We start from the raw sequence: 22,397 nt of genomic DNA on the forward strand, positions 1-22,397 counted from the left end.
GAACGGTTTGCCCGGCCTTAACGCGGTTGCGCAGCCGGTGCAAAAGCCCGGTAGATGTTGGCAAAGAGGGTCACGGCCCCGGCGGCGATCAGGATGGCACAGATCGGGCGCGAGAAATACGTGCCAAGGTCATAGTGGACCATCTGCATGCCTTGCGCAAAGTTCTGTTCCCCGATCTGGCCAAGGATGAGGCCCAGCACAATCCCCGGAATGGAGAAGCCCGAGCGGCGCAGCAGGTAGCCAAGGATGCCCGCGATGAACATCACCATCACGTCCAGCACGAGGCCGCGGCTGATATAGGCCCCGATCGTGGCCAGCATCAGGATCAGCGGTGCCAGGAACTGGAACGGGATCTTGAGCAGGTTGAGGATCGTCTTGGTCTCGACCAGCCCGATGATTAGGATCGACAGGTTGGCATAGAACATCGCGGCGAACACGACCCAGATCAGGTCTGGCGAGGTGTAGAACACCAGCGGCCCGGGTTGCAGGTCGTGCATCTGGAACACCGCGACCATCATCGCCGTCAGCGCGCCGCCCGGCAGGCCAAGCGCCAGAAGAGGGATCATCGCGGCCCCGGTGGCGGCGTTGTTGGCCGTTTCCGAGGAAATCACACCTTCGAGGTTGCCCTTGCCAAAGCTCTCCTTGTCCTTGGACCAGCGCACGGCCTCGCCATAGCCCATAAAGGCCGCAAGCGTCGCGCCGATGCCCGGCAGGATACCACAGAAGAAACCCACGAGGATGGACCGCAGCACGGCAAATTTGTGCATCCACAGCTCGAGAAAGGTGGGAAACGACATGCTGACCTTGGGCGCCTTGTAGGTACCGCCCGCCTTGCGTTCGGCCTGTACGAAGATCTCGGAGACGGCAAAGAACCCTAGGATCGCAGGCACAAAGGCGATGCCCGCCGCCAGATCGCCCACACCAAAGTTGTAGCGGTTGATGCCACCCACCGGGTCCTGCCCGATGGTGGCGATCAGAAGGCCGATCAGAACGGACATCCAGCCCTTCCAGATCGTGCGCGCGCCCACGGAGGAAGCAACGGCGAGGCCAAAGAACACCAGCGCGAAAATCTCGGGCGGTCCGATGTTGCGGATCGCCCACTGGGCCAACGGCTCGGTTGCGGCCATCATGATCAGCGCCGAGGACACGCCCCCGATGGCCGAACACAGCACTGCGGCCCCCACGGCCTTGCCCGACTTGCCCTGCTGGGTCATCGGATAGCCGTCAAAGGCTGTGGGCGCGTTTTCCGGCGCGCCGGGTATGTTGAACAGGATCGCCGTGATCGCCCCGCCATAGGTGCCGGTACAGTAGATCACCGCAAAGAGCATCACCCCCTGCGCAGGCGTCAGACCGGCGGTAAAGGGCAACAGGATCGCGGCAAGGGTCAGCATGCTGACACCCGGAATGGCGCCGAACAGCATGCCGCCGATCACGCCAAAGACAAAGATGGCGATGGTGACGGGGTCGCCAAAGAGCGCGCTGCTGCCAGCCAGGAAATTCTCGATCATCGGGAGGTCACCAGAGGTTTTGAAGTTGCGTGTTCATCTTGAGGATCCACGCGCTGTAGTCATAAAACGGCGAGGTGTTGCCCTGCGGCAGGGGCGCGTTCAGAATGACGAGGAACAGGCCCAGAAAGATGACATAGATCACCGCCGTCATGATCAGGATCGCCTTGATCCGCCGTTCGCCAAACAGCCACATGATCGCCGCGATAAAGAACGGCGCCGCGAAATAGATGCCCACGGGCTTGAGCAGCCACGCAAAGATGAACGGCGTGAACAGCACCGCCAGCATCTTGGTCAGCGTGCCGGGGTCGGAAAAATCGGTCTGCGGTCCCTCGTTCGAGATGCCCATGCGTCCCTGTTGCGCCGAAGACCCGTACAGGTACGAGTAATAGAGGTTGCCCAGTGTCGCCACGACCAGCAGCACCACCACCACACGCGGCCAGGCGGTTGCACCGAACTTGTAGATCTCGATCGGCTGGTTGAATTCAAAGGAATACCCAAAGAAAACCGCCGCGATCAGCAGCCAGATGGCGGCCTCGATCATATGTCCCCGTTTGAGACGGCCCATATCGCTCTCTCCCCCGTGCGGGTCTGTGCCCGCCTTGTGTCCCGGCGCCCCGCGTATGTCGCAGGGCGCCGGAGCCTGATCTTATTTCACGTCGAGGCCCATGGCCTTGTACACGTCCCGGTACTGGCTGATCGAACGGGTGATCAGGTCCTTGGCACCGTCGGTGTCGCGATAGCTGTCGATGACGTTCATGAACTTGGATTCGTTATACGCCTGATAGCTGTCCTCGCAGTAGCCGCGCTGGAACGCCCATTGCAGCCACTCGACACGGTCAGCCGGTGCGTCCTTGTGCACGTAAAAGCCGCGGAAGCGCAGCAGGGGGTCGAACTCCATGCCCATTTCGCGGTGCGTCGGCACGTCGGAGAACACGCCGGGACGCTCGTCAAAGATGGTCAGGATCGGCTTGAACTGACCCGCGTCAAGGAAGTTGCGCACGTCGCCGGGCTGTTCAAACAGCGCGTCGACCTGGCCACCCAGCAGCGCACCATAGCGCGGCGCACCCTTGTCGAACGAGATCTGCTGGATCTCCATGCCCGTGGCATCGGTGATGAAACGCATGGTCACGCGTTCCATGGATCCTTCCTTGGACACGTTGGCGATGGTGGCGCGGCCACCTTGCGCCTTGACCCACTCCACAAAGGACGGCCAGTCGGTGAAACGGTCCTCGTTCGAGCGGATATAGACCTGCGAGAATGTCACCTGCGACACGACCAGCGGGATCAGGTCCTCGGCCGGGTTGGGCAGGGACGAATCGAGCGCGTGCGCCGATGACGCGTCATCAATGTGCTCCAGCACGTTATAGCCATCGGCCGGGGCGGCCATATAGGCGGTCATGCCCACGGTGCCGGACCCGCCGGGCTTGTGATCGCGGTTGATCGCAACGCCGGTGAGCTCGGTCACCGCCTCGGCCATCGCGGCGGCCACCTGGCCCGATCCGCCCGCCGGGCCGTAGGGCACGATCATCGTCAAAGCGCGCTCGGGAAAGCCGCCGGGCTTGTCCATCGACGCTTCGCTGACGGCGCATTGAAAGGCAAAGGCCGATCCGGATACGGCCATCGCAGCGGCAAATGCCGCTGTTCCAAACATCTTCTTCATGTAGTCCTCCCAGACATTGACCGCGTGCGGGGCGCGCCCGACATACGGCTTCGTATGTAAACGGTGACGACCGGCTGCGATTTTTCGCTTTTTTGACCGATGGCCGTCTGTCCACATAAATTGATAGGTCAACTAATCAACTCTGTCTATCACTGGCTTTCTCCTCGGCCCTATCCGCACAAGACGCGTTCCGGTGATGGTCGGGATGCGTTGCCTGTTCCGTGTCGCTTGGTTAGCTGTGGGCATGGCGACCGTTCGCGCCCGTGCAAGGAAACAGGATACATGGCCCCCGACTTCATCGCATTCCTTATTCTGGGCGCCATGGCGGGTGGGTTCATCAATGGTCTGTCCGGCACCGGGACGGCGCTGTTTGCACTTGGGTTTTACCTTGTCGTGCTCCCGCCTGTGCAGGCGGTGGCCATCGTTGCGCTCATGTCGGTGCTTGCGGGCCTGCAAGGTCTGTGGCTGGTCCGCCGCGAGATCCTGGCCCAGCCGCGCCGCCTGTTGCGGTTCCTCATTCCCGGCCTGCTCGGCGTGCCCGTGGGGCTTGCCCTGCTGGATGTGATCGATGCCGGCACCTTGCGGATCGGCATTGCAGCGCAGTTGATCCTCTACGGTGGCTATTTCGGATTTCGCAGCGCGCTGCCCGCGTTCTCGCGCCGCACACCCTTGCTGGACAGCCTCTTCGGCCTTGTCGGTGGGGTTCTGGGGGGTGCCGCATCCGTGTCGGGTGCCATCCCGGCCATGTGGCTGTCGATCCGCCCTTGGACCAAGGCCGAGACCCGCGCCGTGCTGCAACCGTACAACGTCGCGATCCTCAGCACGACCGTGGTCATGTTGCTGTTCAAAGGGGCGTTTGACCAGACCGCCCAGACCGCGCTTCTGATCACCATTCCGACCGGTCTGGTCGCGGCACAGGTCGGCATCGCAGTGTTCCGCAGGCTCAGCGACACGGGGTTCCGGCGCCTGCTGATCCTGCTGACCCTGTTGATGGGCCTCGGCATTCTGGCAAGCGAGCTGTTCTGACGCGCGCGTCAGATCACCTCGTCGGTGCGGTCGTCGCTTTCGCCATAGCGTTTCAGCACGGCCGGTTTTGTGCCCTCATAAACGCGGGCGACATTCTCGGCGATCTTGGCGTTCTCGCGTTCAAACAGACAGTCGCCGTTGAGGTCAGAGGCCACGATAAACGGCCCCATCTTGTTGCACTTTATCACCCACATTGCCTGTGCAAGGCCCAGTTCCTCGTTCCAGTGCACGGCCTCGACGCTTTCCACCCCGCGCCCCAGCAGGGCACCGGTGCCATAGCCCACTGTCGACAGGTATACGGCTCCGTTTGGAACGAAATATTCCTTGTAGTCCTTCGACGTCATGCCGCCCTTGCCGACGATCAGCCTGGCGCCCGTCTTGGCCATCCATTCCGGCAGCCACTTGGCAAAACGGAAGGACGCGGTAGCCGTGACGGCACCCATGTCGAAACTACCATCCGCGTTGATCCGTGCGGCGGGCGAACAGTGGAAGTTGGCCGCCGACTGGCTGGGCAGTTCCATAGGGATGTTTGCCTTGTCCTCCAGCGCGCGCATGTAGACGCCCTCGCGCGCAGTGTACATCAGCCCGTCAAGGTAGACGACATCGCCCAAGCGCAGGTCCGCGATGGCCTCCGGCGTGGGCGTGGTGGAGAGGCGGACTTCACGAATACTCATCGGCCAACAGCCTCGCTCATCTGATTGATATGGCGCAGATCGGTGCCGCAACAGCCGCCGAACACCCGAACATGCGGGTTGTCCGCAAGCAGGGCGGCCATTTCGCGACCCAGCTCTGCGGGATCGCCCGCATCCAGTTCGGTGGCCTCGTCCAACTCGGCATGGCTGCATCGGGACGCATTCACGATCAGGCCGCGCAGCCGCGGATTGCCGGTCAGCCCGGGGGCGATGTGGCTGGGATGGGCGCAATTCACCATGAAATAGGCTGGCGCGGTGTCGCTCAGCCTGTCGATTTCTGCGATGGCATCGTCCAGCGTCTGGCCGTTGGCGAGACGTCCGTCCGTCTCCACCACAAGGGACAGGACCACGGGCAGCCCGGCCTCACGCGCCGCCACTGCGAGACCCGCCGCTTCCTTGGGTTTGTTCAGCGTAAAGGCCCCGATGAAGTCGAGCCCGGCCCCCTGAAACTGCGCAATTTGCGGTGTGTGATAGACCCGCGCCTCCTCCACGCCCATGGGGATTGCGTCGGCGTAAGGATCATCGCGCGGCCCCACCAGCCCGGAGCAAAGCACTCTGTTGTTGCCACTGGCCGCAACGGTTTCGCGCAAGAAAAGGGCGGCCTCGCGGTTGATGTCGTCCAGCGCAGCCCGCGAATAGCCCAGCCTGCCCGCCCGCGCGGGATTGGCCTGCCACGTATGGGTGCCCACGATACAGGGCCGTCCAAGGTCTTGGGCCAGGCGGAGGAATTCGGTCAGCTGCTGGGCCAGCACCGCGCGTGTGTCGGGGTTGGCAAGCAACGGGAAAGAGGCAAAGCCGGGCATGTCGACGCCGCGATTGAAGATGAGGTCCGTGCCATTGCCTTCCCACAGCAAGTAGCGCTCGGAGGACAGATGGGGCAGGGGGATCGGCCGGGCGTGCGCGGTCATTCCGCCGCCTCACGTTGCGGTTCCCAATCCACGGTTTCGCGGCGTTGATAGGGCGTGAACCAGTCGGGGTCTGTTCGGTGTTCGACCCGTCCGTCCGCATGGATGCGCGCCACCGCCCGGCGCGAGGACAGGCAGAAGGCGTGGACCGACATGGGCATTCCGCCCGTGTGGCAGTAGCCCACCTCGATATTGCAATCGATCACCATGTTCTTGCCCACAAACCCCATGGCCCCCATGCCGATGGAATTGCCAAGCTCTTTGAACTCATCTTCCATCTCGGCAATGCGCGGGTCGGAATTGCGACTGCCCACGATGCGCAGGGTGGATGCCCGCTTGCCCAGCGTCATGCAAATGTCCTTGGACCCGCCAAGGCCGATGCCGATGATCGCGGGCTGACAGGCCAGACCGCGTTTGCCGAACGCCATGAGACTGTCGAGGTAGAACCGCTTGATCCCCTGAACGCCATCGCTCGGGAACAGCATCCGGTAGTCGGTGCCAAAAAGGCCCCCTTTGTGCACCGTGATCAGGTCGACCCATTCCCCTTCGGGCTCGAACCCGTATTCGATCTCGGGCGCGCCAATACCGACGTTGTTGTCATGATCCGTCCGCCAGAGCGGGTGCACGCGGTTGGGGCGCAGGGGCACGCCGTTGGTGGCGTTGGCCGTGGCGCGGCGCAAAGCGGTTTCCAGCGCGACCATACCGCCTTCGATGCGGGCGTCGTTGCCCATTTTCACAAACCAGCGCGGCACGCCCGTGTCGCCGCACATCGCGCGGCGGTCTTCCTTGGCCGCCTCATAGTTCTCCAGCATCGCCTTGAGAACAAAGGACGACAGGTCGCCATCCTCGGTCTTGGCCGCGTGTTGCAGCCCGTCAAGGTAGTCCTGCGGGATCTCGATGGCGGCCTTGTCCATCAGCGTTTCGGCGGTGGATTGGATAAGGTCGATGGGGATCATCTGATGCCTCCCTGAAACTCACGCATGGCCGCGGTCAGGCTGTCGCTGGTCTGAATGGCTCCGGTCTGCAGGTATTCCATCGCCCGCAATGATGCCGCATGCGCCTCAACCGAGGATCCGGCGACGCAGTCTTCTGCCACACGGCAATGATAGTCCCATTGGTGCCCGTCCACGAAGGTGTAATGCACACAAACATCCGTCAGCCCTCCGCAGAGCAGCAGCGTATCCACCTTCAGCCCCCGCAGAAGGATCTCGAGGTCGGTCCCGAAAAACGCGGAGTACCGTCGCTTGGGGACGATGTAGTCCCCAGACCGGAACCCCATCTGTTCAAACGCGATGTCAGTGCGTGGATCATTGTCGAGACAATGCACATCTTCGTCACCGTCCAACTCGCGCCCAAAATCCACGCCGTCCGCCCGGTGGATCTCCTGAATAAATATGACCGGCACGCCGCTGCCGTGGGCCGCATCGATCAGTGGACGGGCGGCAAGCATCCGGTCCCGGTATCCCGGCATGTTCGCAATGGCCCGTTCCGTGCTGTCGTCGATAAAGGTCGATGCCTGAATGTCGATGACGATCAGGGCCGGGCGCCCTTCGATAATCTTGCGTTGTGTCATTTTGCGGCCACCAGTGTTTCGGGTTCGCCTTCCGGCAGGATTGTCTCGCCGGGGCGGACAATGGTGAATTGCACGGGGGCGCGGGTGACATTGACCGTGTCCCCGTCGCGCGTCGCTACTGTAAAATCGCTGTTCTCCAACCCGCCGTCGTCGGGATAATCCTCGCGGTAGTGCGCCCCGCGCGAGTTTTCGCGGGCGATCCCGGCCTTTGTGATCACCTCGGAGATGTCACAGAGCGACCGCAGGTTCAGCCAGTCGTGCCAGGTCAGGTTGAAGGCAAGGTTACTCGCGTCCACGCCGACATCCATCAGCACGTCCGACACCTGCGCAATCCCATCCAGCCCGCGTTTCATACCCGCTTCGGTCCGCATCACGCCGACCTCGTCCCACATCACCTCTTGCAACTGCTTGCGCAGTGGCAGGATCAGGTCGGGCGCGCGGGTCAGGGGGTGGATGGCGCGTTCGAATTCGGCGGCCAGCACGTCTTCGTCCGGGTCACGCAGCGTCATGCCGGCAATGTCGCGACCCATCGTGTCGCCCGCGATCCCGCCATAGACGGTTGAATTCGCAACGCCATTGCCGCCCAGCCGGTTCGAGCCGTGCGCGCCACCTGCGTCTTCGCCTGCGACGTACAGCCCCTCCATCGCCGTGCGTGTGTCTACATCGACCACCACACCACCCATGAAATAATGCGCGGTCGGCACCACCTCAACCTGACCACCGGCCAGATCGAACCCGCTGTCGGCACAGCGTTTGACCATGCCCTTGAACTTCTCCGCCACCCAGTCGGGGCCGAGATGCGACATGGAGATGAACACGCCCTCCTGCTCGGGATTGTTGTTCTTGCGCATCTCCGCATAAATCCCGCGGCTGACCACATCGCGGGTGGCACGCTCGCCCTTGCCGTCATAGTCGAACATGAACCGCTGGCCCGCGTGGTTGATCAGCTGGCCGCCCGCGCCGCGAAGGCCCTCTTCAAGCACTGTTCCAGTCATCCGCGTATGGTCGCCTGCTAGCAGGCCCGTGGGATGGAATTGCACCATCTCCATATCGCGCAAGCGCAAACCCGCGCGCAGCGCCATGGCGAGGCCGTCCATCGTCTTGTCCCCGCTGGGGGTGTGGTATTTGTACATGGTCGGGCCGCCGCCCGTTGCCATCAAGACCGTCTTGGCCCTTACCAGACGGAACCGTCCGGTGCGCATGTCGATCATCAGCACACCCGCCAGCGCGCTGCGATCCTTCGTCGGGATCAGGCCCACGGCGCGATGCTCCTGCATCTTTTCAACACCGCTGGCCAGAACCTTTTCCATCAGGCGGTTGATGATCTCGATCCCCGTCAGGTCGCCCTTGTGTACGGTACGGTCCGCGGTCTGGCCTGCGAATGCCTTCTGGTGCAGCGAACCGTCCGGGTTGCGGTCAAAGAAACAGCCGACCTCGTTCTCCAGTTCGCGGATGCGGACCACGGCCTGTTCACACAGCCGCCACGCCATGTCCTGATCCGGCAGCCATTTGCCGCCCTGGATCGTGTCCATGAAATGACGCTCCACCGTGTCGCCACCCCCCAGCGCCACGTTATAGCCACCCTGCACCATCCGAGTGCAGCCGCATTTGCCGATCAACCCCTTGACCGCGATGGTGATTTTTGTCCCTTCGGGCGCGGTTTGCTGTGCGTGCAACGCGGCAAACAGGCCCGCGCCCCCGGTCCCGAGGATCAGGATATCCGTATCGTGGCGTTCGATGTCCGACAGTTTCATGGTCACACCGCCTGCATCAGAAAAAGGGTGGCAACCAGGAACGACACGGCCACGGCGCCAGCGGCCAGCGTCTTTTGCGGCGGTGTCCACGGCAGCCACTCCATCGCCATCAGGCGCAGGCCGCCAAACATGTGCACCGCCAGCAGGAACACCAGACCGAACTCCGCCAGCTTGACGATCCCGATCTCGGCAAAGGCCAGAAACCCGTCAAGCCGGTCAGGGCTGGTCAGCGCCAGCGACAGGATCCAGAAATGAAACGGCAGAAACAGCGCAAGGCCCAGCCCCGACAGCCGGTGCAGGATATAGGCGAGCCACAGCGGATGCGCGCGCGCAGTGATATCGCGGGCCATGCTCATGCGACCGTCACCGCCCAGACGGCCCGCGCCCCCAGCGCAAAAAGGCCCATTCCGATGACCCACATGGCCACGTCCAGCGCGCGGCCCGATACGCCGCCCCACTCGTGCAATACGCTGCGCAGACCAATGGCCCCATGGACCGACACGGCCACGACAAAGAGGCCATAAAACAGGAACCACGCAACCGACCCCTGCGTGCGGCCCAGAATCTCGGCGGCGCTGAGGCCCCCGCGGATCGCATAGATCATCACCGCCAGATGTCCCAGCACCAGCGGCGCCATCAACAGCGCGGTGATCCGTTGCAACATGTACAGGCGCAGCGACAGCATCAGCGGCCTTTCCGAAAGAACGATCTGGCGGTTTCGCGCTTCAGTCCCGCAATGGCCGACATCGGATCCAGATCGTTGGGGCAATAGGCCGTGCACGACCCCATCGAATGGCAGTTGTGGCAGCCCCCCGACCCGGACACTGCGTCCAGAATGGCCGCGCGCCCTTCGTCCTTGGCGTCGTTCAACAGGGTCCACGCCCGTTGCAGCGCCGCAGGCCCAAGGTAGTCGGCATTGCCCGCAACCGTGTCGCAGGCCGCATAACAGACCGAACAGTTGATGCACTCGATCCCGGCGTTTGCCTCGACCCTTGCGGCGCTTGCCTCGTCCACGGGTGCTATGGGGTCATCGCGGGTCAGGCCGCCGTGATGCACCCCTTCGGCCGCGACCCACTTGTCGAAAAACGGGTCCATGTCGACGGCCAGATCCTTGATCACCGGCAGGTTGCGCAAGGGCCCGATAGTGACGCGGCCCGCGTCGGTCACCTTGGAAATATGTGTACGGCAGGTCCAGCGCGGCACCCCGTTCACCATCATCGCACAACTGCCGCACATGCCCACGCGGCAGGCAAACCGGTAGCTCAGCGTCGGGTCTGCATTTTGCTGCACCCATGACACAACATCCAGCACCGTCTGGTTGTCATAGGCGGGCACGTCAAACTCCGTCTGCGCGCCCGGCGCGCGCTGGATCGTCACTTGCAACCTGTCTGACGGCATTGTCTGGTGCGCCTTCCTGCCCGAGCCTGGCCTTAGTGTTACCGTATGTCCCCTGATCGGTCTATCATCCGCGCCGCAATTTCGGATGAGGGGGCAGAAGCCGCTTGGCGGGGTGCGCTGTCCTCTGCCACAGTTGGCGCAGGCAAACAGGCCGCGCAGCACGCGGCCGCAAGGAGGCGCAATGACCGGCACCCATGGCACCAAACTGCAAAGCGATCTGAACGCGCGGTTTTCCGACGCGCCCGACATGGCGGCTTTGGCCCCTGCATCAGGTCTGCTTGCGACGATGACCGGGCGGGGGTCGTGCCGGACATTCGAAAACCGGCCCGTGCCGATGGACACGTTGCGCGCGCTTGGTGCCATCGCCTTGTCCGCGCCCACCAAAAGCGATCTGCAACAGCGCGACATCATCTTGTTGCAAGGCGCGGGTCAGCGCGCGGCCCTCGCCGACCTGGTGGGCGGACAGGCCTGGGTGGCGGACGCGCCCATGCTGGCCGTGTTCTGCGGCAACAACCGGCGGCAGCGGCTGATCCACGACTGGCACGACATCCCGTTTGCCAATGATCACCTGGATGCGATGTTCAATGCGGCGGCGGATGCGGCGATTGCCCTCGGCGCCTTTGTCACTGCGGCAGAGTCCGCGGGTCTTGGATGCTGTCCCATCAGCGCGGTGCGGAACGAGGCGCGCGCGGTGTCTGAGCTGTTGCACCTGCCGGACCACGTGTTCCCCTTTGCGGGGCTGGCCATCGGCTATCCCGCCGCACCGCCCCGCATCTCCAAACGCCTGCCCCTGTCGGTGACCTGCCACGTGGACCGCTATGACGAAACCGGGCTAAGGGACGCGGTCCGAGCCTATGACCGTGACCGCGCACAGACCCAACCCTACGGCACACAGCGGTTCACGGACACATTCGGCACCTCGCAGGATTATGGCTGGTCCGAGGACAAGGCCCGCCAGTACAGCGCGCCCGAACGCGCCGACTTTGGCGCGTTCCTGCGGGCCAGGGGGTTTTCCATGGACTAGCGCAATGTGCCTTGACCTCCGCCCGCCCATGGCCAATCTCGCCCCACAAAAAGCAAAGAGAAGACGATGACCAAACCCTGCATCATCTGTGTCGCCATCACCGGATCCGTACCGACCAAGGCCAACAACCCGGCCCTGCCGATCACCTTGGCCGAACAGGTCGAAAGCACGCACGAAGCCTTCGATGCCGGGGCCAGCATCTGCCACGCCCATGTGCGCAACGATGATGAATCCCCGTCCTCCGATCCCGACAAGTTCGCGCGGCTCAAGGAATGGGTCGAGAAACACTGCCCCGGCATGATCATACAGTTCTCGACCGGCGGGCGTTCCGGCGTCGAGAAAGAGCGCGGCGGCATGCTGCCCCTGCGCCCGGACATGGCGTCGCTGGCGGTGGGGTCCAACAACTTTCCCACCCGCGTCTATGACAACAGCCCCAACCTCGTGGACTGGCTGGCCTCGGAAATGCGCACCCATGACGTGGTGCCCGAGATCGAGGCGTTTGACCTGTCGCACATCCATCAGGCTGTGCTGATGCACAAGGACGGCAGGCTGCCGCGCGTGCCCTACGTCCAGTTCGTCATGGGGATCAAGAACGCGATGCCCGCCGACCGCGACGTGTTCGATTACTACGTCAAGACGATCACGCGTCTGTCGCCCGCCTCCGAATGGTGTGCCGCGGGCATCGGCCCCAACCAGATCGTCGTGAATGAATGGAGCGTCGCCGCAGGTGGCCATGCCCGCACCGGGCTTGAGGACAACGTGCGCATCGACCGCGATACGCTGGCCCCGTCGAACGCCGCATTGGTCCGGCGCCTCGTCGACATCTGCGACAGCTACGACCGCCCCGTGGCGACCCCGGCGCAGGCGCGCCAGATGCTGGGCCTGCGCGCCATTCCGGCGTAACGGCATGGCAAATCCGGTTGCCCTTGCTGCGCGTGCGGCGATACGGTCGGCCCCATGACCGACCTGTCCTGCCCCAACTGCGGATACCCCGTCGCCCCGGCGCTGGACGCGGCCAAAATGGCGACCTGTGCGGCCTGCGACACCACGCTGTTTCTCGACGGCCCGACCATCCGCGACGCAGGCAGCAGCGGCGACATGCACGACGCGCCCATGCTGTTCGATGTGGGATCAGCGGTGCGCGCAGGCTTTGTGATGTTCGACGTGCTGGGCCACGCCCGCTTTGACTATGGCCCCGGATGGTGGGACGAATTCTTTGCCGTCACCCGCGACGGCGACCATGTCTGGGTGTCGGTGGACGAGGGCGACGTGATCCTGCAACAACCTGTGCCCGACTATGACTGTCCGCCGATCAAATCGCCGCCCCGGCTGGGCGATGTGGTGATGTTCAAGGGGCAGGCCTTTCGCGTCACGGAAACCGATGCGGCCAAATGCATCGCCGTGCGCGGCACCTTCCCCGAAGTGCTGACCATCGATACCGCCTACCAATACGTGAACTGCCAGAGCGGCGATGGCCGCACCCTGTCTGGCGAATTTTCGACCGGCAGGCCGGACTGGTATCTGGGCCAGTGGCTCGACCCGTTTGAGATCGACGTCGAGAGGCGCGCGTGACCCGGAACCCCAACCTGAAATCGATCAATTGCACGCAATGCGGCGCGGGCCTTGACGTGCTGGGCGGGGGCCGCGTGCAGGTCAATGTCTGCGGCTATTGCGGATCCGAGCTGGACGCACAGGACAATTTCGCCGTCCTGCGCCGGTTTGCCGAAATGGAGCGCCCCTATTCCCCGTTCCGCATCGGGATGCAGGGCGATATCGATGGCGTGACCTTTACCGTCATCGGCACGTTGGGGATGCAGGAACGCTGGCGCCACATGGTCTGGCAATGGGTGGATCACCAGCTTTACTCGCCCACCCACGGCTATGCCTACCTGACCTACGAGACCGGGCACCTGACGCTCAGCCGCCGCTATCGCGGGCCGGTCAACCCCGGCTGGATCGGTCCCCTGACGGTGGAAACCGCTGAAACGCGGCCCACGGCGCGGGCGGGCGGTCAGCCCTTCCAGTATTTCGAGACGTCCACCAACGAAATCACCTTTGTCGAGGGGGAGTTCAACTGGCGGCCGCAGCTGGGGGCGGAATCGATATCGGTGTCGATGCTGGGGCGCGACGCGATGCTCAGCTACTCCAAATCCGCGACCGAAGAAGAAATCCTGATGACCCGCTACCTGCCCACGGCAGAGATCTATGCGGCTTTCGGTGTGCAGGACGGGACGGCGGCAGAGGACTTCCACGTCCTCAAACCCTATCGCAAAGGGCCGCACCAGACATTCTTTGCGCTGACCAGCGGGCTGTTTGCGGTTATTGCCTTGGTGCTTGCAATGAATATGGGCGGCGCATCCGGAACCCTGCCCAGGATCGAAAAATCCTTTGCCGTCAGCGACCTGCCGCAGGAAATCCCGTTTGTCGTCGAACAGGCGGATCAAGTGGCCCGCATCCGCGTGTCGGCGGATGTGGACAACAGCTGGGCCTTCATCGGCCTCAGTGTCACCGACCCCGAGGACGTCCCGCTTTTCGAGGCCGGGCGCACGGTCGAACGCTATTCGGGGCGCGACAAGGACGGCGCGTGGTCCGAGGGCTGGCGCACCTCCACCTTGCGCTTTATCCCGCGGCAGGTCGGCACCTACACGGTCGAAGTCGCGGTGGAAGAGGCGGACACGTGGCAACGCACCGGCAGCCCCGTCAACCGCGTCACGGTCGAGATGCAGCAGGGGCTGATCTCGACCCTATGGCTGCAACTGCTCGCCCTGGCCTTTGGCACCTTTTCCCTGTTTCAGCTTGCGCGCCCTTTCCTGCATCAATATCGCCGGATGAAGGAAGGCGACTGGAGCGATGACTAGATGATTGTGCGCGCCATCTTCATTGTCTTGTCGGTCGCCGCGCTGTCAGGTGGGTACTACCTGTCGGTAAACGGTGTCTGGCAGGAAAGCCGCGACCTCGACCGGTCCGTAAGGATCGGCGGTGTGGGCGGCGGTATCAGCGGTCGGGTCAAATAGGAGACGCAACATGGAACTCTTTTCGGCAATTTCAGGGGCAGAGATCGTCTCCACACTGGTCTATTCGTTCATCGGCATCCTGATCCTCTGCCTGTGCTGGTGGATCATCCGCACCTTTTCGCCCTTTCCCATCGTCAAAGAGATCGAGGCAGACCAGAACGTCGCGCTGGCGATCCTGATCGCGTCGGTGTTCCTGTCCCTGTCGATCATCATCGCGGCGGTCATCCTGTCCTGATGACGGCACCACCGGCCAGCGCGCGGGGGCAGGCGGTCTGGCTGCTGCTGGCCACCTGGATCGTGGCGATTGCCAGCCTGATCTACGAACTGATCGCGGCGACCATGTCCAGCTACCTGCTGGGCGATTCCGTGCGGCAGTTCAGCTTTGTCATCGGCGTGTTTCTGGCCACCATGGGGGTGGGGGCGTGGCTGTCGCGCTTTGTGTCGGACCCGGTGACGGGGTTCGTGCGGGTGCAGGTCGCGCTGGGCGTGAACGGCGGGGCGATGGCCCCGGCCATCTACATGGCCTTTGCCTATGTGGGCGAGGTGCAGGTGCTGCTCTACCTGATGCTGGGCACGGTGGGCGTGCTGTCGGGGATGGAGATTCCGCTCATCGCCCGCGTGCTCAAGGATATCGGCGCCAGCCGCTTCCGCTTTGAAAACGTGCTCAGTGTCGACTATCTCGGCGCGCTGGTGGCGTCGCTGGCCTTTCCGCTGCTGATTGTGCCGCATCTGGGGCTGATGTCGGCCAGCCTCGTCTTCGGCTGCCTCAACCTCGCCGTGGCGGGGGTGTCCATTGCGCTCTTTCGCGACCAGATCCCGCGCCACCTGATGGTGGTCTGCGCCGGGGCCTTTGCCCTGCTCATGGCCGGGTTGGTACAGTCCGAACGGCTGGTGTCGGTGGCGGATGCGGCGCTGTTTCAGGACGACGTGATCCTGTCGGAAACGACGCCCTACCAGAACATCGTCGTGACCCGGTTCCGCGACCGCACGCGGCTTTTTCTGGATCATTCGATCCAGTTCGATACGGCGGACGAATACCGCTATCACGAAATGCTGGTGCACCCGGCCATGGCGCAGGCCCCGCGCCGCGCCGACATCCTGATCCTCGGCGGCGGCGACGGCATGGCGGTGCGCGAGGTGCTGAAATACGACGATGTGGACAGCGTCACACTGGTGGATCTCGACCCGCGCGTGACCGAGCTTTTCCGCGACCACCCCGACCTGCGTGCGCTGAACGACTTCGCGCTCTCCGACCCAAGGGTCACCATTCTGGCACAGGACGCATGGGCCTTTGCCCGCGACAGCGACGCGGCCTTTGACGTCATCATCATCGACCTGCCCGACCCCAAGAACCTGTCCCTGTCCAAACTCTATTCCGCCGAATTCTACGCCCTGCTGATCGAACGCCTCTCGCCCCACGGCATGGTCGTCACGCAGGCCGGATCGCCCTTTTTCGCCGGGGATGCCTATTGGTCGGTCGTCGCCACGTGGGAGGCCGCGCGCAACCCAGGTAAGCCCGCAGGCACCCTCACGGTGCTGCCCTACCACGCCTATGTGCCCAGCTTTGGCGCGTGGGGGTTCGTCATCGCATCCCCCCACGTGCCTGCGCGCAGGCCGCTGCAATTGCCGTCCGGGCTGCGATATCTCACGGGCGCTGTCTGGGATCAGGCGCAGGTCTTTCCAACGGATACCGCCCGCCGCGACGTGGCGGTTAACACCCTGCGCTCGCACGCGCTGGTGCGTTATTATCAGGACGGTTGGGCCACCTGGTTCGACTGACCCCGCGCCATGCGCCGCACATCATGCGCCGCCGGCCGCAGCGCATCGATCAGCAGTGCAATGGCCGGTTCCACATCCATGTCCCCACAGACAAAGAGATCGAGCGCGGCATACCCCGTCTCGGGCCACGTATGGACCGAGATATGCGATTCGCGCAGCAGCACCACGCCGGTCACGCCACTGCCCGTGCCAAAGCTGTGGAAATGCGCGGTGATCACGGTCGCACCAATGCTGTCCGCCGCTGCCCGCAGCACGGCCTCAAGCCTGTCCGCATCATCGAGGTGACGGGCGGAATGAACGTCCAGAAGGACATGGGTACCGGGGGCGAATTGCATCTGACAGTCCTGCTGGCGTGCGGCGATTAAGCGGATTTCGGGGCTGGATGCAACGCGGCTCTTGTCACGGGGCGACCCACTGTCCGGTCCAGTCATCCTCGGCGCGAAACAGCGCGCGCCGGTGCTGCGCGCCCAGATGTACCACGTCCATCTCGTGCACATCGCAGGACAGCACCGCAAACCGGTCCCGCACGGGCGGTTTGTCATAGGCATAGACGTGGTCAATCGGCGTGCCGGGCACAGGTGCCGTGCCATAGGACACGCGGGACGCCGCAGGCACGGCATCCCACTGCGCCTGTACCTCCGTGCCGGTCACGATCTCAACGCGGGTGGTGATGCGCAATTGCAGGTCCGCGCGCGGGATCCAGATGTGGAACTGGGCCCACGGGTGATGCGCCAGCGACGCGACCTTGGGCGTGGAGATGTCGGTATGCGCCTCCAGCCGGTTCTGGCTGCGCCGCGCCGCGCGCAGGGCCACGGTGCGCGCCTCGGGCATGCCCGCGGGCGACACAGTTGCCAGCGTCGGATAGCGCGCGGGATGGCGGCCATCGGCGGCGCCGCGGCCCAGATGCTGCCAGACCTCCGACAGCAATGCGCTCAGGTCGTTCGGATCACTCATAGCCTGTCATCTCCAGATATCCCACGCCGCCATGGCTGCCGGAGATGCGCACCGGCCCCTCCCAATAGGGCACGGTCAGGCCCATCCAGGCCTGGGTGTTCAGCGCCTCCACCGTCACATCGACGCCCCGTTCGGGCAGCGTCACGCGCCAGCGCGTCGGGATCTCGCGCCCCGCCACCGCGCTCGTGGCCAGCGGCGTCGCGGTCATCGCCTCGTCCGCAAAGGCGTGCGTCGTGCCGTCCGCCTCGATCCACGTGCCCGACCCGAACGCGCTGCCATCCGTTTGCCGCAGCTGAAACCCCATCATCTTGGTCCCGTCGTCAAAGGACAGGGAAAACCAGTCCCAGCCGGATTGATCCTCGCTCAGGGGCTGTGACGACCACTCCCGGTCCAGCCAGGCCGTGCCCGTCACGGCCACATCGCCGTGGGGCAGGGTCAGCGTACCCTCGATCCGGTAGAACGGCTGCGAGTAATAGTAACTGGCCTGCCCCTGTTCCGATTTCACCGAAAACCCGTTGTCGCCGTGAAACACCAGCGGTCCCTGCGCCGTCAGCGCCATGTCATAGGCGAAATCCGGCCCCTGCGCGACCAGGTCCAGCCGGTCGAAATCGGTACCCGACAGGTGCCATTCGTCGATCCACGCGTCAAACGGATCGGCGGTCACCCCGGCCTGCCCGATGCCGCCGCGCGCAAACCGCTCCGTGGCGAAATGCCGGTCCGGCGTGGTGATGGCCGCATGGCCAAACCAGATCTGCGGCGAGGCCCAGCCCGTGTCCTCTCCGGGGCGCAGGGCCGATCGGAACAGTGTCCATTGCAGCCCGTAATCCGTACCATCCGCGCCGCGCAGATTGGCCGTCAGATACCACCATTCGATCCGGTAATCGGGATGCGGGCCGTGATCGCGCGGAAAGGTCAGGACCGTGCCGCATACGGGATTGGCAAAGGCATCCCCGGCCTGCGATCCCAACCCGGAAAACCCCTGTGCCGCAAGGGTCAGGGGCCACAGGCACAGCAGCAGGGCAAGGGCTCTAACGTTCATGGGCAAACACCTTGAGCAGGCGCGCAGGCGGCGTGCGCATCAACCGCCACGCAGGCCACGCCGCGGCCAGCGCCGCCGCCACCAGCGCATAGGCCCCGAGCCAGCCATAGTCGGCGGGAAAGAGGAACATGGGCAATTGCCAGCCAAAGGCGGCCACATTGACCCGGCTCAGCAACACCCAGGCCAGCGCCAGCCCAAGGGGCAGGGCGCAGACAAAGACGATGCCCGCCAGCGCCACCGCGCGGGCCAGCTCCAACCGCCCCAGCGTCCGCCGCGTCAGCCCCAGCGCCCAGACGGGCGCCAGCTGCGGCACCCGCAGATCGGCGAGGGTCAGAAGGCTCATCAATATGGCAAAGCCCGCAACCCCCAGCGTCAGCACGTTCAGCACGGCGGTCACGGTGAATGTCCGCTCGAACACCCCCAGCGACAGCGCCTTGATCTCGGCCTGATCGATGATGGCGCTGTCGGGCAGGCCCACGCTGTCCATGATGGCGCGGCGCAGTGCATCCGGCGTGCTGGTGCGGATACCGAACTGGCCGGGATAGTCATCGGGATAGAGCGTTGCATAAACGGGGGCGGCAACAACCACCTGCCCCAGCGGATTGCCGTAATCCCCCACCACGCCCGCAATGGGCAGCGCCAGGTCCGGCGACAGCGTGACACGGTCCCCCACCCACAGATTTGCGCGCCGGGCCAGCTGTTCGTTCACCACGGCGGCCGCGCCCGCCTGCACCCGGTCCCACATATCCGCGCCCGCGTCGACAAAGGCCCAGTTCTCGCGATAGGTCGGCCCGACCTCGATCCCGTAAACCTGCACCGGCTGCCCCGCCACGCGCGTCGATGTCGACATCAGCGGCAGCACCTCCAGCCCGCGCGCATCCAACAGCTGGCGCAAGGCGGCGCTCTCGTTCTTGGACCCCACGCGCACGAACAGCTCGGGCGCCAGCCGCTGATCCAGAAACGCGACAAAGGTCAGCCGAAAGCTCGACACCATCGTCGACACCCCGATATTGGCCGACACCGCCAGCAGCAGCGCCATCAGCGCAAGGCTCAGGCCCGGCAATTGCTGGCGCGTGTCGGCCCAGAACCACATCGCCACCGGTCCGCGCGCACGGTGCTGCAATCCCGACAACACCATCGCCGCCAGCGCAGGCAGCGCCAGCGCCGCCCCGATCAGCAGACACCCCAGCAGGGCAAAGGCCGCCAAAAGCCCGTCGCCCACCGCAAAGAGCACCCCCGCCACGGCCAGCAGGGCCACCGCCCCCGCCGACTGCACCCGAAACCGGGCGGCGGTCGCCATCACCCAGGCGCGCGGGCGCGCACTGGCCAGCACAGGCATCCGCGCGACCTGCCAGATGCGCCCGGCCAGCGCCGCCGCCGTGCCCAAAAGCGCCAGGGCCAGTCCCGACAGCCACCATTCGGCCCGCAGTTGCAGCGTGCCCGACACCTCCGCCCCGTAAAGCCCCCGCAGCGTCGCCGCCACATCGGGCAGCAACAGCGCCGCAATCACATAGCCCAGCACCACGCCCAGTGCCGCCCCCACCAGCGCCAGAAACAGCATCTCGGCGGTGATCAGCACAACCAGACCCCGCAGCGGCACGCCGATCGACCGCAACGTGCGGATCATGCCGCGCCGCTGCTCGAAGGCGAGGCCGATGGTGCTGTGCACGATGAACAGCCCTACAGCAAAACTCAGCAGGCCAAAGGCCGTGAGGTTCAGATGAAAACTGTCCGTCAGCTGCCCGATATCTGCCTGCTGCCCCGACGGTTGCAGCGCCAGACCGGGCGCCACGTCCTGCAACGCCGGGCGCGTCACCGGCTGGTCCGGCAGTACGAACAGACGGGTCAGACCGGCTGCCCCGCTCAGCCGCTGCACAAGGCCGATGTCCCCGATGGCCATGTTGGGGCCAACCGTCTCCTGCACGGTCACGGGCGCCACTCCGGCCAGCCGCCGCGCGGTGGCGGCATTGGCAAAGAGGTGATCCAGCTCCGGCGCGGCGCCCGTATCGCCTACCCCAAAGGACACCGGCGTGGTCAGCGGATCCACCCCGATCAGACGCACGCCCCGCACCTCCGCCTCGATCATCGGCGACACCATCCAGCCACTGCGCCGCAGCGCCACATAGGTGGCCAGCGGAATGGCCCCGCCCGACCGCGCCACAAGCTGATCGTACTGCCCCTCGCTCAGCGTTGCTGCGGCGGCGTCATAGCTGTTGCGCGCCTCGCTGTTGATGGCCTGCACGCCCGACCACAGCGCCGTGGCCAGCGCCAGACCCGCCAGATAGGCAAAAAGCTGTACAGGATTGCGCCGCCAATGCGACACAAGCGCCCCGAGGCACGCGCGCATCATGCCAAAAGCCCGCCGCGCAGATGCAGCACCCGGTCCATGCGCGCGGCCACGGTGGGCGAATGGGTCACAACCATCAGCGCCGCCCCGGTCTGCGCCACCAGCGCCAGCATCTGCTCCAGCACCTGATCCGCCGTCGCCTCATCCAGATTGCCGGTGGGCTCGTCGGCGAGCAGCAGCTTGGGCTTGGCCGCCAGCGCGCGCGCGATGGCCACCCGCTGCTGCTGCCCGCCCGACAGGGCCTCGGGGAACTTGTGCACATGCTCCGTCAGACCCAGCCGCGCCACCAGCATCTCCTGCCGGGCCGGATCGTCGGCCCCGGCCAATGCCGCCTGCAACGCAATGTTGGCCCCCACGGTCAGCGACGGGATCAGGTTGAACTGCTGGAACACCAGCGCCACCTCCGTCCGGCGAAAGGCGGCAAGGGCTGCATCGTTCATCGCGGTCAGATCGTGGCCCGCAACCCGCACCGCGCCCCCATCCGGCGCGTCCAGACCGGCGGCGATGTGCATCAGCGTGCTCTTGCCGCTGCCCGACTCGCCCGTCAGCGCCAGCGTCTCGCCTGCGCGCAGCTCGAAACTGACCCCCCGCAGGACGGGAATGGCCCCGTCCGCATCATGGAAGGACTTTGTCACGGATTGGAATTCTAGCAGCACGGCGCACCTCTGTTCGGCTAGAACCTATCGCATGCGGCGGGCGCGAACAGGGCTGACCGGATGTTTTTTGCCCGCTGCCGCGCGGTCAGACCGCCGCAAGGTCACGCGTGTCGAAATACCCGTCATCCGTAACCCGCCAATGGCGCAGAAGGTCCCCGCAATTCCGACATTCTCGCCCAGCCAGATTGTGCATCGCGATGTCCGCCGCCACCGCCGATACGGACCGGTACAGATCCAGCAAATGCGCCTGGTTCAGCCGGTCGGCAAGCGGCCAACTGTCCTCCATCGCTGAAGCCGCCGAGGACAGCGACAGCAGCAGGTATTCAACCGGGATTTCGGAATGGCGCAAACAGGCCATCGGAACCGCGCGCCGCACGCCAATCCCTTTCGAGAAGGTCAAATAGCTGACGCAACTCTCCAATTCATCCCAAAAGCGGATGTTCACAACTTTGCCGATACGTTCCCAACACAACTTACGATTATGCGAATACAGGCGAGTCGCCTATTCGAAAATTTCGGTATTTCAATCGAAGGTAGAATTTCGGGAATTGATCAGCGGTATTTCGACGGTTTTGGTTTGTAATTCCGGAACGATGCTGCGCGCTGCGATAAAGAGATCTGGAAAAGTTTTCATTCTGCCCGCTTGTGCGGCGCATATTTTGCTGCAATGCTCACTTTATGAGCGGTTTTGAATCGACCATCCTGCGAGTCCTTGCATGTCTCTGCCTGCCGTGCATGGCGCAGGCCAGCGGCGACGTGGCAACGATTTTTGCCAAATGTACAGGCCGGTTATCGGCCGAGTTGGAACATGCCTGGCTGATGAATGACACGCGTGCGGATGCGCTGATGGCGCAGCGCGCGCAATTCGTCGCCGTTTTGGATGCTGTCATGCCGCAGGACAATGCCCGGTCCATCCTCAACACCCGGATCGAGGCGAAACTCGCCCACTCCGCCATGCTGACAACGGCCACATTCGGCAATAATCCGAAACTCGCGAAAATGGCCCGCGCGCACGCGTCCCTCCGGGTGCGCGATTGCCAGTCCTTGCTATTGGGCAGCTAATCGCAT

General features: G+C 64.3%; 26 protein-coding genes. 9 read left to right on the forward strand and 17 right to left on the reverse strand.

The window, feature by feature from the left end:
• Window positions 1-17 precede the first annotated feature (17 nt).
• The 3 genes from Q0949_RS01860 to Q0949_RS01870 form a co-directional block, all read right to left on the reverse strand.
• On the reverse strand, window positions 18-1,508 hold the full coding sequence (locus tag Q0949_RS01860; protein WP_299367739.1) for a tripartite tricarboxylate transporter permease: 1,491 nt from the start codon (window positions 1,506-1,508) through the stop codon (window positions 18-20).
• A gap of 7 nt (window positions 1,509-1,515) precedes the next feature.
• On the reverse strand, window positions 1,516-2,073 hold the full coding sequence (locus Q0949_RS01865; protein ID WP_299367742.1) for a tripartite tricarboxylate transporter TctB family protein: 558 nt from the start codon (window positions 2,071-2,073) through the stop codon (window positions 1,516-1,518).
• Window positions 2,074-2,154: 81 nt separating this feature from the next.
• Complete coding sequence (locus tag Q0949_RS01870; protein WP_299367745.1) at window positions 2,155-3,168, reverse strand: tripartite tricarboxylate transporter substrate binding protein; 1,014 nt, start codon at window positions 3,166-3,168, stop codon at window positions 2,155-2,157.
• A gap of 282 nt (window positions 3,169-3,450) precedes the next feature.
• Between Q0949_RS01870 and Q0949_RS01875 the strand changes: the two genes are divergently transcribed.
• Complete coding sequence (locus Q0949_RS01875) at window positions 3,451-4,194, forward strand: sulfite exporter TauE/SafE family protein (protein ID WP_299367748.1); 744 nt, start codon at window positions 3,451-3,453, stop codon at window positions 4,192-4,194.
• An 8-nt stretch (window positions 4,195-4,202) separates the two neighbouring features.
• Here the strand turns inward: Q0949_RS01875 and Q0949_RS01880 are convergent, their stop codons facing one another.
• Genes Q0949_RS01880 through Q0949_RS01915 form a run of 8 tightly spaced genes read right to left on the reverse strand, consistent with a single transcriptional unit; the run spans window position 4,203 to window position 10,516 of the window.
• Window positions 4,203-4,868, reverse strand: a complete 666-nt coding sequence (locus Q0949_RS01880; RefSeq protein ID WP_299367751.1) for a fumarate hydratase C-terminal domain-containing protein — start codon at window positions 4,866-4,868, stop codon at window positions 4,203-4,205.
• On the reverse strand, window positions 4,865-5,794 hold the full coding sequence (locus tag Q0949_RS01885; protein ID WP_299367754.1) for a homocysteine S-methyltransferase family protein: 930 nt from the start codon (window positions 5,792-5,794) through the stop codon (window positions 4,865-4,867). The genes Q0949_RS01880 and Q0949_RS01885 overlap by 4 nt, the downstream gene beginning before the upstream one ends.
• On the reverse strand, window positions 5,791-6,747 hold the full coding sequence (locus Q0949_RS01890; protein WP_299367757.1) for a fumarate hydratase: 957 nt from the start codon (window positions 6,745-6,747) through the stop codon (window positions 5,791-5,793). The genes Q0949_RS01885 and Q0949_RS01890 overlap by 4 nt, the downstream gene beginning before the upstream one ends.
• Complete coding sequence (locus Q0949_RS01895; protein WP_299367760.1) at window positions 6,744-7,364, reverse strand: cysteine hydrolase; 621 nt, start codon at window positions 7,362-7,364, stop codon at window positions 6,744-6,746. The genes Q0949_RS01890 and Q0949_RS01895 overlap by 4 nt, the downstream gene beginning before the upstream one ends.
• The gene (locus tag Q0949_RS01900; RefSeq protein WP_299367763.1) at window positions 7,361-9,118 is read right to left on the reverse strand and encodes an FAD-binding protein; all 1,758 of its coding nucleotides are present in this window, start codon (window positions 9,116-9,118) and stop codon (window positions 7,361-7,363) included. The genes Q0949_RS01895 and Q0949_RS01900 overlap by 4 nt, the downstream gene beginning before the upstream one ends.
• 2 nt (window positions 9,119-9,120) lie before the next feature.
• Window positions 9,121-9,468: a succinate dehydrogenase, cytochrome b556 subunit gene (sdhC, locus tag Q0949_RS01905; protein ID WP_299367766.1), complete on the reverse strand. Its 348-nt coding sequence runs from the start codon at window positions 9,466-9,468 to the stop codon at window positions 9,121-9,123.
• Window positions 9,469-9,470: 2 nt separating this feature from the next.
• Entirely contained in the window at window positions 9,471-9,803 is a 333-nt protein-coding gene (locus Q0949_RS01910) for a succinate dehydrogenase (RefSeq protein ID WP_299367768.1), read from the reverse strand.
• Entirely contained in the window at window positions 9,803-10,516 is a 714-nt protein-coding gene (locus Q0949_RS01915; protein ID WP_299367771.1) for a 2Fe-2S iron-sulfur cluster-binding protein, read from the reverse strand. Before Q0949_RS01915 ends, Q0949_RS01910 begins: the two co-directional genes overlap by 1 nt.
• A 181-nt stretch (window positions 10,517-10,697) precedes the next feature.
• Here Q0949_RS01915 and Q0949_RS01920 point away from each other — a divergent pair, with 181 nt between their 5' ends.
• The 7 genes from Q0949_RS01920 to Q0949_RS01950 all read left to right on the forward strand — a co-directional run bounded on the left by Q0949_RS01920 (window position 10,698) and on the right by Q0949_RS01950 (window position 16,333).
• Window positions 10,698-11,540 carry a nitroreductase family protein gene (locus Q0949_RS01920; protein ID WP_299367773.1) on the forward strand — a complete coding sequence of 281 codons (843 nt, stop codon included), beginning with the start codon at window positions 10,698-10,700 and terminating at the stop codon, window positions 11,538-11,540.
• A gap of 66 nt (window positions 11,541-11,606) precedes the next feature.
• Window positions 11,607-12,443 (forward strand): 3-keto-5-aminohexanoate cleavage protein, encoded by an 837-nt coding sequence (locus Q0949_RS01925; protein ID WP_299367776.1) that lies wholly within the window; start codon window positions 11,607-11,609, stop codon window positions 12,441-12,443.
• A 54-nt stretch (window positions 12,444-12,497) separates the two neighbouring features.
• Entirely contained in the window at window positions 12,498-13,112 is a 615-nt protein-coding gene (locus tag Q0949_RS01930) for a DUF4178 domain-containing protein (RefSeq protein WP_299367779.1), read from the forward strand.
• Window positions 13,109-14,398 (forward strand): DUF4178 domain-containing protein, encoded by a 1,290-nt coding sequence (locus Q0949_RS01935; RefSeq protein ID WP_299367782.1) that lies wholly within the window; start codon window positions 13,109-13,111, stop codon window positions 14,396-14,398. The genes Q0949_RS01930 and Q0949_RS01935 overlap by 4 nt, the downstream gene beginning before the upstream one ends.
• Complete coding sequence (locus Q0949_RS01940) at window positions 14,399-14,554, forward strand: hypothetical protein (protein ID WP_299367785.1); 156 nt, start codon at window positions 14,399-14,401, stop codon at window positions 14,552-14,554.
• A gap of 10 nt (window positions 14,555-14,564) precedes the next feature.
• Window positions 14,565-14,789: a DUF350 domain-containing protein gene (locus Q0949_RS01945; protein ID WP_299367788.1), complete on the forward strand. Its 225-nt coding sequence runs from the start codon at window positions 14,565-14,567 to the stop codon at window positions 14,787-14,789.
• Window positions 14,789-16,333, forward strand: a complete 1,545-nt coding sequence (locus tag Q0949_RS01950; protein WP_299367791.1) for a polyamine aminopropyltransferase — start codon at window positions 14,789-14,791, stop codon at window positions 16,331-16,333. The genes Q0949_RS01945 and Q0949_RS01950 overlap by 1 nt, the downstream gene beginning before the upstream one ends.
• On the opposite strand, the gene speD is transcribed toward Q0949_RS01950, so the two are convergent.
• The 6 genes from speD to Q0949_RS01980 form a co-directional block, all read right to left on the reverse strand.
• The gene (gene speD / locus Q0949_RS01955; RefSeq protein ID WP_299367794.1) at window positions 16,303-16,668 is read right to left on the reverse strand and encodes an adenosylmethionine decarboxylase; all 366 of its coding nucleotides are present in this window, start codon (window positions 16,666-16,668) and stop codon (window positions 16,303-16,305) included. The two genes, Q0949_RS01950 and speD, sit on opposite strands and share 31 nt — an antisense overlap.
• Window positions 16,669-16,732: 64 nt before the next feature.
• A complete protein-coding gene (locus Q0949_RS01960) occupies window positions 16,733-17,287 on the reverse strand; it encodes a pyridoxamine 5'-phosphate oxidase family protein (protein ID WP_299367797.1) in 555 nt (184 codons plus the stop codon).
• Window positions 17,280-18,326, reverse strand: a complete 1,047-nt coding sequence (locus Q0949_RS01965; RefSeq protein ID WP_299367800.1) for a lipocalin-like domain-containing protein — start codon at window positions 18,324-18,326, stop codon at window positions 17,280-17,282. The genes Q0949_RS01960 and Q0949_RS01965 overlap by 8 nt, the downstream gene beginning before the upstream one ends.
• Window positions 18,316-20,676, reverse strand: a complete 2,361-nt coding sequence (locus Q0949_RS01970) for an ABC transporter permease (RefSeq protein ID WP_299367802.1) — start codon at window positions 20,674-20,676, stop codon at window positions 18,316-18,318. Before Q0949_RS01970 ends, Q0949_RS01965 begins: the two co-directional genes overlap by 11 nt.
• Window positions 20,673-21,329 carry an ABC transporter ATP-binding protein gene (locus Q0949_RS01975; protein ID WP_299367805.1) on the reverse strand — a complete coding sequence of 219 codons (657 nt, stop codon included), beginning with the start codon at window positions 21,327-21,329 and terminating at the stop codon, window positions 20,673-20,675. Before Q0949_RS01975 ends, Q0949_RS01970 begins: the two co-directional genes overlap by 4 nt.
• An 85-nt stretch (window positions 21,330-21,414) precedes the next feature.
• On the reverse strand, window positions 21,415-21,705 hold the full coding sequence (locus Q0949_RS01980; RefSeq protein WP_299367808.1) for a hypothetical protein: 291 nt from the start codon (window positions 21,703-21,705) through the stop codon (window positions 21,415-21,417).
• 302 nt (window positions 21,706-22,007) lie between these two features.
• On the opposite strand from Q0949_RS01980, the gene Q0949_RS01985 reads away from it, so the two are divergent.
• Window positions 22,008-22,391, forward strand: coding sequence for a hypothetical protein (locus Q0949_RS01985; protein WP_299367811.1), 384 nt, complete (start codon window positions 22,008-22,010; stop codon window positions 22,389-22,391).
• Window positions 22,392-22,397: the final 6 nt, after the last annotated feature.

Origin of the sequence: uncultured Tateyamaria sp. (assembly GCF_947487805.1) — a bacterium.
Lineage (GTDB): Bacteria > Pseudomonadota > Alphaproteobacteria > Rhodobacterales > Rhodobacteraceae > Tateyamaria.

Excerpts from the sequence above, each read along its gene's own strand:
- Q0949_RS01860 (WP_299367739.1), bottom strand. The coding sequence starts at position 1,508 with ATGATCGAGAATTTCCTGGCTGGCAGCAGCGCGCTCTTTGGCGACCCC.
- Q0949_RS01865 (WP_299367742.1), bottom strand. The coding sequence starts at position 2,073 with ATGGGCCGTCTCAAACGGGGACATATGATCGAGGCCGCCATCTGGCTG.
- Q0949_RS01870 (WP_299367745.1), bottom strand. The coding sequence starts at position 3,168 with ATGAAGAAGATGTTTGGAACAGCGGCATTTGCCGCTGCGATGGCCGTA.
- Q0949_RS01875 (WP_299367748.1), top strand. The coding sequence starts at position 3,451 with ATGGCCCCCGACTTCATCGCATTCCTTATTCTGGGCGCCATGGCGGGT.
- Q0949_RS01880 (WP_299367751.1), bottom strand. The coding sequence starts at position 4,868 with ATGAGTATTCGTGAAGTCCGCCTCTCCACCACGCCCACGCCGGAGGCC.
- Q0949_RS01885 (WP_299367754.1), bottom strand. The coding sequence starts at position 5,794 with ATGACCGCGCACGCCCGGCCGATCCCCCTGCCCCATCTGTCCTCCGAG.
- Q0949_RS01890 (WP_299367757.1), bottom strand. The coding sequence starts at position 6,747 with ATGATCCCCATCGACCTTATCCAATCCACCGCCGAAACGCTGATGGAC.
- Q0949_RS01895 (WP_299367760.1), bottom strand. The coding sequence starts at position 7,364 with ATGACACAACGCAAGATTATCGAAGGGCGCCCGGCCCTGATCGTCATC.
- Q0949_RS01900 (WP_299367763.1), bottom strand. The coding sequence starts at position 9,118 with ATGAAACTGTCGGACATCGAACGCCACGATACGGATATCCTGATCCTC.
- sdhC (WP_299367766.1), bottom strand. The coding sequence starts at position 9,468 with ATGGCCCGCGATATCACTGCGCGCGCGCATCCGCTGTGGCTCGCCTAT.
- Q0949_RS01910 (WP_299367768.1), bottom strand. The coding sequence starts at position 9,803 with ATGCTGTCGCTGCGCCTGTACATGTTGCAACGGATCACCGCGCTGTTG.
- Q0949_RS01915 (WP_299367771.1), bottom strand. The coding sequence starts at position 10,516 with ATGCCGTCAGACAGGTTGCAAGTGACGATCCAGCGCGCGCCGGGCGCG.
- Q0949_RS01920 (WP_299367773.1), top strand. The coding sequence starts at position 10,698 with ATGACCGGCACCCATGGCACCAAACTGCAAAGCGATCTGAACGCGCGG.
- Q0949_RS01925 (WP_299367776.1), top strand. The coding sequence starts at position 11,607 with ATGACCAAACCCTGCATCATCTGTGTCGCCATCACCGGATCCGTACCG.
- Q0949_RS01930 (WP_299367779.1), top strand. The coding sequence starts at position 12,498 with ATGACCGACCTGTCCTGCCCCAACTGCGGATACCCCGTCGCCCCGGCG.
- Q0949_RS01940 (WP_299367785.1), top strand. The coding sequence starts at position 14,399 with ATGATTGTGCGCGCCATCTTCATTGTCTTGTCGGTCGCCGCGCTGTCA.
- Q0949_RS01945 (WP_299367788.1), top strand. The coding sequence starts at position 14,565 with ATGGAACTCTTTTCGGCAATTTCAGGGGCAGAGATCGTCTCCACACTG.
- Q0949_RS01950 (WP_299367791.1), top strand. The coding sequence starts at position 14,789 with ATGACGGCACCACCGGCCAGCGCGCGGGGGCAGGCGGTCTGGCTGCTG.
- speD (WP_299367794.1), bottom strand. The coding sequence starts at position 16,668 with ATGCAATTCGCCCCCGGTACCCATGTCCTTCTGGACGTTCATTCCGCC.
- Q0949_RS01960 (WP_299367797.1), bottom strand. The coding sequence starts at position 17,287 with ATGAGTGATCCGAACGACCTGAGCGCATTGCTGTCGGAGGTCTGGCAG.
- Q0949_RS01965 (WP_299367800.1), bottom strand. The coding sequence starts at position 18,326 with ATGAACGTTAGAGCCCTTGCCCTGCTGCTGTGCCTGTGGCCCCTGACC.
- Q0949_RS01970 (WP_299367802.1), bottom strand. The coding sequence starts at position 20,676 with ATGATGCGCGCGTGCCTCGGGGCGCTTGTGTCGCATTGGCGGCGCAAT.
- Q0949_RS01985 (WP_299367811.1), top strand. The coding sequence starts at position 22,008 with ATGAGCGGTTTTGAATCGACCATCCTGCGAGTCCTTGCATGTCTCTGC.